This window comes from Candidatus Kryptobacter tengchongensis, from assembly GCF_001458555.1.
In the GTDB taxonomy this organism is placed as follows: Bacteria; Bacteroidota; Ignavibacteria; order Kryptoniales; family Kryptoniaceae; genus Kryptonium; species Kryptonium tengchongense.
In genome coordinates this window covers 1-9,320 of sequence record NZ_CZVH01000079.1, presented here as the reverse complement: position 1 = coordinate 9,320, position 9,320 = coordinate 1, and the positions used below count along the sequence as shown (strand labels likewise).

The 9,320-nt window shown below is 38.4% G+C and carries 9 protein-coding genes and 1 tRNA gene; all 10 read right to left on the bottom strand.

Features of this window, described 5'->3' with window-relative positions:
- Window positions 1-46: 46 nt before the first annotated feature.
- A complete protein-coding gene (locus AT685_RS06595; RefSeq protein ID WP_072152030.1) occupies window positions 47-523 on the bottom strand; it encodes a HyaD/HybD family hydrogenase maturation endopeptidase in 477 nt (158 codons plus the stop codon).
- Window positions 520-1,272 (bottom strand): Ni/Fe-hydrogenase, b-type cytochrome subunit, encoded by a 753-nt coding sequence (gene cybH, locus AT685_RS06590; protein WP_072152028.1) that lies wholly within the window; start codon window positions 1,270-1,272, stop codon window positions 520-522. The genes AT685_RS06595 and cybH overlap by 4 nt, the downstream gene beginning before the upstream one ends.
- Before the next feature lie 6 nt (window positions 1,273-1,278).
- On the bottom strand, window positions 1,279-3,015 hold the full coding sequence (locus tag AT685_RS06585) for a nickel-dependent hydrogenase large subunit (protein WP_072152027.1): 1,737 nt from the start codon (window positions 3,013-3,015) through the stop codon (window positions 1,279-1,281).
- Window positions 3,016-3,018: 3 nt separating this feature from the next.
- Window positions 3,019-4,113, bottom strand: coding sequence for a hydrogenase small subunit (locus AT685_RS06580; protein ID WP_072152029.1), 1,095 nt, complete (start codon window positions 4,111-4,113; stop codon window positions 3,019-3,021).
- A gap of 20 nt (window positions 4,114-4,133) precedes the next feature.
- Window positions 4,134-4,598 carry a GNAT family N-acetyltransferase gene (locus AT685_RS06575; RefSeq protein ID WP_072152026.1) on the bottom strand — a complete coding sequence of 155 codons (465 nt, stop codon included), beginning with the start codon at window positions 4,596-4,598 and terminating at the stop codon, window positions 4,134-4,136.
- Between the two features lie 304 nt (window positions 4,599-4,902).
- Window positions 4,903-5,820, bottom strand: a complete 918-nt coding sequence (locus AT685_RS06570; RefSeq protein ID WP_072152025.1) for a sigma-54 interaction domain-containing protein — start codon at window positions 5,818-5,820, stop codon at window positions 4,903-4,905.
- A gap of 280 nt (window positions 5,821-6,100) precedes the next feature.
- Window positions 6,101-6,175: transfer RNA gene (locus tag AT685_RS06565), tRNA-Pro, on the bottom strand.
- Window positions 6,176-6,341: 166 nt separating this feature from the next.
- Entirely contained in the window at window positions 6,342-7,520 is a 1,179-nt protein-coding gene (locus AT685_RS06560) for a glycosyltransferase family 9 protein (RefSeq protein ID WP_072152024.1), read from the bottom strand.
- A gap of 15 nt (window positions 7,521-7,535) precedes the next feature.
- Window positions 7,536-9,050, bottom strand: coding sequence for a two-component system sensor histidine kinase NtrB (locus AT685_RS06555; protein ID WP_072152023.1), 1,515 nt, complete (start codon window positions 9,048-9,050; stop codon window positions 7,536-7,538).
- 1 nt (window position 9,051) lies between these two features.
- The coding region (locus tag AT685_RS08465) for a hypothetical protein (RefSeq protein ID WP_159420498.1) at window positions 9,052-9,320 on the bottom strand (269 nt) is incomplete at its 5' end.

The following is a 9,320-nucleotide window of genomic DNA, read 5'->3' as shown; positions in this document are numbered from 1 at the left end:
TCAATTAGCGCATGTTTTATCTCATTTAGAAGAAAAACAGCATTCGTTAAGTTAGATTCCATTCCCTCCTCCAAATCTCTATTTGCTTTTTTACTTCCTGAACAACATTATTGATAGATTTCCTAACCTCATCGCTCATCTCTCCACCCCATTTATTTTCCTTTAGCTGGACACCGATTAAAAAGCTCTCAATAGGTTTAAAACCAAGCAAATTCATCAAAGCAATAACTTCGTGAAAAGTTATTTGGTGTTCTGACATTTTAAGACCGATAAAGGCGGGAATTTCATCAAGTTTTAACTTTATGATTTCCCCTGGCTTGCCCCCGAAATTTACAACATCAACAACTATAAGATGTGTTTTATCTTCAAGATATGGCAAAAGGTAAATCCCAAGGGAGCCACCATCAATGATTTCAACATCAGGTGGCTCCCCAATTTCTTCTTTCAACCTCTTAACGACTTCAACACCGAAACCATCATCTCCAAGCAATGGATTACCTATACCAAGGACGCAAATTTTCATTTTTCTTTTTTCTCCCAAGGTTTTTCAATCGGTTCCCAACCCAAGGGTCTTGTTTTCAAACCCGTTATCATTGAAGACAACATCCCCTTCTCACGAAACACCTCAAGATAGATAACAAAAGTTATATGGTGAATCATAAATCCAATTATTCCCCACATTATCATTTTGTGTATCATCCTCACATTAGCCTCGCCACCAAACAAAGGTATAACCCATCCAAACAATGTATCAAAAAATCCACCTGGGTTAATCTTCCCAGCCATCGCAAAACCAGTCAACCCCTGAACAGAAGCGACAATGAAAAGAATTACATAAGTTAATGTCGCAAGAGTGTTATGTCCAAGCGTATGAAGCTCGTAATCGGTATATCGCAAGGTGATATAATCTTTTAATTTCCACCATGCTTCCTTCCAGAAATCAGCTTTCCAGATATGAAATCTAAACCACTGACGATATGTATTCCCAGCAAAAAACCAATATGCACGAAACAATCCGTTTAAAGTGAAAATTATTGCGAACAAAAAATGTATATTTTTCATCGTCGCCATAACAGTTGCACCAAATGGTTCATCCGCAGTTGGACGATAAAATGGAGTACTAATGTAAAAACCTGTGAAAATTAAAACACCAACCGCGATGACATTTATCCAATGGCTAATCCTCACAATAGAATCCCAAACATAATATCTTGTTACACATTCAGATTCAACCCGATATATTTGATTTGCTTGCATTGTTTTTAACTCCATTTGTTTTTACAAAATTTCAATTCTGGTTATCTCATTCCCGTTTATATCCAGAACATGAGTTGAGCAAGCAAGACAAGGGTCAAAAGAGTGAATTACCCTCAAAATCTCAAGTGGTTTATGCGGATCAACAATTGGGACGCCAATCAAAGATTCCTCCATAGGGCCACGCTGACCCATAGCATCTCTTGGCGAACCGTTCCAAGTCGTTGCAACCACAGCTTGATAATTTGCTATCTTGCCATCTTTAATTTTAACCCAATGTGCGAGGGCACCACGAGGGGCTGCGTAAGTTCCAACACCTTTTACTTCACCTTTTGGCCATTTCTCGGGGTCCCATTTCTCCATGTTTGCGGTCTTGTAATCACCTGCTTTAATGTTGGTGATGAGATCATCGTAAAGTTTTTTCAACATTCCCACCGCTCTTCTTGTTTCAATTCCCCTTGCAATTGTTCTACCAAGCGTTGAATACATAGCCTCAAATGGGAGCCCGAGCTTTTTAAGTGCCTCATCAACATAAGATTTAACCTCTTCATCTTTATGAGCCAAGGCAATTATTGTTCTTGCAAGAGGTCCTCCTTCCATTGGTCTTCCACGCCAGCGAGGAGCTTTCATCCAGGAATATTTTTTATCCATGTCAAGAAATTCCCATGGTGGGGTTGGACCTGTATACTTCGGGTTCGTTTCTCCATCCCAAGGATGAAAGGCAATTTTATCACCTTTTGAATATTCATACCAAGAATAGGCAACATATTCTTGAATTTGCTCTGGATCCGTCGGGTCAACTTCATGAACTTCGTTCAAATTCCCATCAAGAACAGCTCCACCTTTCCATCTGTTTGTCTTTAAAATTGTGTGGATATCTCCTGAATCCTCAGGGAATTCACCATAATCAAGAACTCCTTTTCTGCTTACACCCCCACCCCATTTCGCCCACTCTTTGTAAAATGACATTATAGCAAGAAGATCAGGCCAATAAAGTTGCTCAACAATTTGCTCTGCTTCTTCAATCTTTGACTTAACAAGGGCAAGCTTATCAACATTAATCGCATCAGGATGATTTAAATTAATAGCACATGGCATTCCTCCAACCAAAAGATTTGGATGAGGATTTTTACCGCCAAAAACAGCGTGAATCTTTACAATCTCTTTTTGCCAATTCAATGCTTCAATATAATGGGCAACCGCAAGAAGATTTGCCTCAGGTGGAAGTTTATACCCGGGATGACCCCAATATGCATTTGCAAAAATTCCAAGCTGACCGGATTCAACAAATTTCTTTAAGCGGTTTTGAATGTCAGTAAAATATCCAACCGATGATTTGGGCCAATTTGAAATTTTTTGAGCAAGTTCAGCAGTGGCTTTAGGATTTGCCTTTAACGCTGAGACGACATCAACCCAATCAAGAGCATGAAGATGATAAAAATGAACAACATGGTCGTGGACAAAAAGAGTTGCTATCATTATGTTCCTTATTAAATTTGCGTTTTTAGGTATTTTTATCTTCAAAGCATCTTCAATTGCCCTCACAGAGGTAACAGCATGGACAAGCGTGCAAACGCCACAGATTCTTTCAGCAAGCGCCCATACTTCCCTTGGATCTCTATCCCTTAAAATTATTTCAATCCCTCTGAAAAGAGCACTTGTGCAGGATGCATCTTTAATAACATTTCCATCAACAATTGCTTGAACTCTGAGATGACCCTCAATTCGGGTCATTGGGTCTACGACAACTCTTTGCGCCATTTTTTATTCCTCCTTTTGTTTCTTTTCTTCAACCTTTGCTTTCTGAGTTGCTTTCTTAACAATTGAAGCTACAAGATGAGCCCCGGTTGCAACTGCAACACCTATAGCAAATCCTTTACCAATTTCATCCGCAGTCGCAAATCCAGGCAAAGGAACATCAGCAACATGCTGATAAAGTGGTCTATTATCCCAATAATCTGGCTCTGAACAACCAAGACATGGATGACCAGATTGTATTGGAAAGCTTACCCCTTCATTCCACTTAACAATTGAACAAGCATTATAAGTTACAGGTCCCCTGCATCCAACTTTATATAAACACCAACCTTTCCTTGCACCTTCATCATCAAATTTTTCAACAAACATCCCAGCATCAAAGAAAGCTCTACGGTAGCATTTATCATGAATCCTTTGCCCATAAAAAACTTTGGGTCTCTTTAATGAATCAAGCTCTGGAAGTGAATCAAATGTGATCAAATGAACTATCGTCCCAACTATAACCTCAGCTATTGGCGGACAACCTGGAATATTAACAACAGGTTTATCTGTAATTATCTTATAGATTGGCTTACAACCGGTTGGGTTTGGGTGCGCGGTTGTCACACAACCAAATGAAGAACATGAACCAACTGAAATTATCGCCTTCGCACCCTGCGCTGCTTTTTTAAGGTATTCAATTGCCGTCATACCTCCAACAGTACAATAGACTCCACCATCTTTAGTTGGGACTGAACCTTCAACAGCAAGAATATAATTTCCAAAATTTTTCTTCATCCCTTCCCAAACGATCTCCTCAGCTTGATGACCAGCAGCAACTTGAATTGTTTCCATATAATCAAGCGATATAATACCTAAAACTACATCTGAAATCAGCGGGTGCGAGGATCTGATCAATGATTCAGTGCAACATGTACACGCTGCAAAATTCAACCAGAATACAGGTGGTCGTGGTTTTGATTCCAGAGCGCGAACAACTTTAGCAAACATACTGCTTTCAAGCCCAAGATAAGCAGTCGTCAAAAGACAGAACCTCAAAAAATCACGCCTTGAAATCCCATTTCTTCTTACTGCTTCATAAAATGTTTCCTGCTTTTGCATTTTTAAACCTCCCACTTTGTTTAAATTTGCTTTTCAAGTTGAACAAATTTACCCCGCTTAAATCCCATCTTTTGCAAAAATGCAATTGTTTCCTCATCAGCGAACTCAGTCATAGTGCAAACCCTTTTTAAACCAAGTTCTCTCACCTTCTCAAGAAATTCAACTAAAAGGCGCTTACCAATACCTTGTCTTCTGTAATCTGGATGAACTACAATAGCAATTAACCAAGCACAATCAAAACCATGATACCACTTTGGCTGTATATCACCGAAAATTAAACCAACAGGCTCATTACCAAGATAAGCAATCCTTCCAAACAATGTCCCAGATGTTTGAATCTCCCTCAAAATATCCACAAATACCTTTTCACAGAAAAAACTATAACTACCCGCTTTCCTCAACTCATCCTGAAATTTTAAAACACAGTCCATATCCTCAATAGTAAATTCTTTAGTTTGAATCTTTTCAAAAAGGCTTGTTTTCAACTTAAAACATCTTTTGTTATCAAGTTAAACTCTGAAAGGTTGTAAGAGGTGCTGTGGCCCCGAGGAGATGTTGCAAGCCTTTAAATTTATCTATATCAATCCACAATGCACCTTGAAGGATCAATAAAAACTTTCTTCATAGGTTTTTCTCCTGATTTAAATTTTTTTCTACAAATAAAGTTGCAACTATCGTGCCATGAAATTTCACCCCAAATTCCCCAATTTTAAACAGTATGAAGTCAAAATTGACAACAAGAAGGAAGGAATTTTGCCAGATTTGGCACTCACAAATTAATCAACGAAATCATTTGTCAGAATTGAGCTTGTACTTCTTCAACTTACGATAAAAAGTTCTCAAACTTATCCCAAGTATATTAGCCGCTTCTTTTGGATTTGGATGTTCTTTCAGTGTTTCACTTATTAAATACGCCTCAAAACACTCAAGTTTCACCTTGGCATTGTTCCCCCTCAAAATCTCAGGATGCTTACAGAAGTGAACCAAATAATCGGGTAAATGCTCAATTTTAATATCAGCCCCGTTTGATTTCGCAAGAGAATAAACAATGACACTCCTTAACTCTCGGATATTCCCAGGCCATGGATAACAAAAGAAAAGTTCCATCACAGCTGGATCAACTTTAACATTTTTTCCAGATGATTGTATGAAATACTTAACAAAATCGGGCAGATCATAAATTCGCTCTCTCAACGGCGGAAGTTTATATACAAAAACGGAAAGGCGATAGTAAAGATCCTTCCTAAATTCACCTCTTTCCACCTTCGCTTTTAAATCAACATTAGTTGAAGCAATGAAACGGACATCAACATGTTTTGGTTTTGTATCCCCAACCGGAATTATTTCCTTTTCTTCAATCACTCTCAAAATTTTAACTTGTGATTCAATAGGCAATTCGCCAATCTCGTCCAAGAAAACAGTCCCACCATCAGCCTCTTCAAAAATTCCTTTTTTATCTCTATCCGCCCCAGTAAAAGCACCCTTTTTATGCCCAAATAGTTCACTTTCAAGGAGAGTTGCTGGTATAGCAGCACAATTTATAGGAATGAAAATTTTGTCTTTTCTATTTGAGTTTTGATGAATAAACCTCGCAAGAACTTCTTTCCCCGTTCCTGTCTCACCAAGTATTAAAACAGGTTCATCAGTTAAAGCAGCTATTAAAGCATCATCAAAGATATTTTTAAGTGAACCAATAACTATGTCCATAATCAAACGAATAATTTTTTACCCCGACTCTATAGATAAGAAAGTGCTTTTGGAAGAAGTGTGTTAAAATTTACAAAAGTAAGGTGCTTAAAAGTTCAAGTCGGGACGGCAGGATTCCTCCAAAGGAGTCCCTTTGGGAGAACCCGCGACCCCTACCACCCCAAGGTAGTGACCCTAAGGGTTCCCTTCGGGACGCTAACCAGAGCACATTACACTCCAAAAATTTGAAAAAGAACAAAATTTTAATTCATCAAATTATCTTCACACTTAAAAATTTAAGTCGGGACGGCGGGATTTGAACCCGCGACCCCTACCACCCCAAGGTAGTGCGCTAACCAGGCTGCGCTACGTCCCGAGAAATTGAAAGAATCCTTTTGGGAGAACCCGCGACCCCTACCACCCCAAGGTAGTGACCCTAAGGGTTCCCCTTGGGACGCTAACCAGGCTGCGCTACGTCCCGAAAACTTGTAAAAGAACGAATCACAAACTCAATTAAAATTTACCAAATTCAGCAAAATTTTTCAAAACAACTCTTTCTTAACTAACCTATCAAAAACCTCCTCTTTATACTTAACAACAATCCCCTCAATCCTGTCAAGATCTATCATCTTTATACACTCAAGATTATAAGGGCAAACTTTCTTCCAACAAGGCGCACATTCCAAACCCTCGGGGATTAACTTAACACCCCTATCATAAAGATCTATCTCCGTCCATGAGCTTAATCCAAACCATGCTATTACAAATTTTCTAAGAGCTATCGCAAGATGCATGCCATACGAATCACCAGTTATAACAACATCACACATATTCTCATAGCAAATTCCTCGCCTTATACCTTCATTTGTTGGTGTATTGATCAACTTCCCCGCTACACCATTTATCTTAACCGAGCGATTAAAAATTTCCTCATTCCTTTCCGTATCCTCCGGACCACCAAGTAGCACAAGTTTTATCCCATCGTACCTTGATAAACGCTTTATTAACTCAACATGTTGTTCAATCGTCATCTTTTTATTCGGATACAAGGGGGAACAACCAGTGTTAAACCCAACGACAAGCTCACCATCTTTAATTCCAACCTTTCTTTTATACTCCTCTGTAAATTTTTTCTCATCTTCGCTTAAAACAAGAACATATTCATCACGCTTATATTCAAGCTCAAACATCTCACACAAAATTTCCTGCCGAGTCTTTTGATTTTTCCTAAATTTTAACTCATCATCAAGCCCAAGCTGATAATCATAACTTGCAGATTTATTCAATGGAATTATCTGACCGTGTTCATTCATGCCATATCCGAGCTTAATCCCCGCATTCAACTTCATCGTCAAACTCGCTGACCTTCTTGACTTATCAGCGTTCATAACGATATCAAATCTCATATTTTCAAGCACAAGCCACGTCTCGGGCTCCCAAATGAAAACTTCGTCAAGATACGGATTATTATCAAGAAGGTGATGTGTATTTTTAAGCGTAAGCCAATAAACTGAACTCTCGGGATACTTCCTCTTTATTGCGGGAAGAACTGATGTTGTCAATAAAACATTCCCCATCGCATCAAGATTAATTATCAATATCTTAACACCAAATGGCTTCGGGTCAACACAACCTGTTTCATGACACTTTAAATACGGATAACATGGTTTATAACCAGTGAAGTTCTTGCACTCAGGAATTTCAAAATCAAAAACTTTCACAAGATCAAAAAATTTTTATTTCACATTTTTAAGATTCTCAAAAATCCTCATTATCTGCTCCTCTGGTTTTTCAAGAACCTCAACCCCATCAATTCCCTCGGTCTCAGGGGTTGAATAAAGCAAAACTATCTTTACATCTGGCTTCAAAATCTTCAACTCCGCAATCGTATCCTTCAACTTCAATCTCTGTGTTTTTGAGTTAATCAAAATCAAATCAATTTTATCAAGATTTTCACTTAACATCTTAACTGCAATAACCTTATCCTCCGAGCATAACACCTCAAACCCCGCACCCCTCATCGCTTCTATCAACTTTTCTCTTAAATCGTTTTTCTCCGAAACAATCATCACAGCGCTCTTTTTATCCACTTTCTTAACAGATTCAACCGAGACCGCAACTTTCTTCGAAATTTCATCAACCAAAGGGAGGCAAAATTCAACTTTTGTCCCCTCGCCAAGCTTTGAATCAATCCTGATGAACCCACCATGTGAGCTCACAATTCCAAACACCGTTGACATCCCAAGCCCAGTTCCAATTTCAGGTTTTTTAGTCGTAAAAAACGGTTCAAAAACCCTTTCCCTCGTTTTTTCATCCATCCCAATTCCATTATCAACAACAGAAATACATGCATATTTACCCGAGCTTACCTTAAAAATTTCCGCCTCCTCAAGCGAGATATTCTTTACAGATACCTGAATCGTTATCTTCCCCGGTCCATCAAGCAAACCTTTTTCTTTCTTTTCAATTATGGCATCTTTGGCATTTACACAGATATTAAGCAACGCCTGCTGAATTTCCGTCTTTGAACCATAACCTTTAATCCCCTCAGAATCTATCTTAACCTCAATCTCAATAAACTTTGGAAAAACTGACTTCATAATCTCTGCGCTGTTAAGAACAATTTGCCCAAGATCAATTATTTCAGCATTTGGTATTTCCTTCCGTGCGAAAATTTTCAAACGCTTTATAAGCTCAGCTCCACGATTTGAAATTGAAATTATATTATCAATGTATTTCACCAAATCTTCTGACTTTAACTCCCTCTTTTTCGCCTTCAAATCAATCATCTGCGCTGAAGCTATAATTATCTGCAAGATATTGTTAAAATCATGCGCCATCCCCATCGTAAATGTCCCGATTGATTCAACCCTTTGTAAATGCCTGAGCATATCTTCCTGCATCTTCTCCTTTGTGGCGTCAAAAATAACGGTCTGGACAGCTGGCTTCCCACCATGATTAATTAACTTGGAATAACACACTAAATAAGCAATGCTTCCATCTCTCTTTATCGCTCTGTAAGAAGTTCGCTCTGGAGCATATTCACCATGCAATAACTTGATCGCCCTTTCAACCCATTTATCCCTATCCTCAGGGTGAATAAAATCAAATGGAGTAAGTTTCATAAGTTCATCCAATTCATACCCCAAAATTTCACAAAACCTTCTATTGACAGATATAAACCCATTCTCATCATAAATTGCCAAACCAACAAATGGATTATCAGCAAGTTCCCTATATTTACGCTCCAAGTCAAAAAACAGCCCTGACTTGTCCGTCAAGTTCCTCCTCCAGATCAAAGCTATATTTCACAGAGTTGAAATAAATAAATAAAAGGTAACCGAGAATTAAAAGTGACGCAAAGAGCAGGATATAATAAACCTGTAAATGATATCCGTATCTTTTAAGCAAATTTTCCTCATCAATCAGATTAACAATCGCCCACGTTTCTGTATTATCATCTAAAAGTTCAAATCTTACAAATGAAAATGCAAAGTTTATTTTCCTTAACCATTTGTGCC

What these genes read in the sequence shown, in the direction of transcription:
- AT685_RS06595 (WP_072152030.1), bottom strand. Translation starts at nt 523, where the DNA reads ATGAAAATTTGCGTCCTTGGTATAGGTAATCCATTGCTTGGAGATGAT.
- cybH (WP_072152028.1), bottom strand. Translation starts at nt 1,272, where the DNA reads ATGGAGTTAAAAACAATGCAAGCAAATCAAATATATCGGGTTGAATCT.
- AT685_RS06585 (WP_072152027.1), bottom strand. Translation starts at nt 3,015, where the DNA reads ATGGCGCAAAGAGTTGTCGTAGACCCAATGACCCGAATTGAGGGTCAT.
- AT685_RS06580 (WP_072152029.1), bottom strand. Translation starts at nt 4,113, where the DNA reads ATGCAAAAGCAGGAAACATTTTATGAAGCAGTAAGAAGAAATGGGATT.
- AT685_RS06570 (WP_072152025.1), bottom strand. Translation starts at nt 5,820, where the DNA reads ATGGACATAGTTATTGGTTCACTTAAAAATATCTTTGATGATGCTTTA.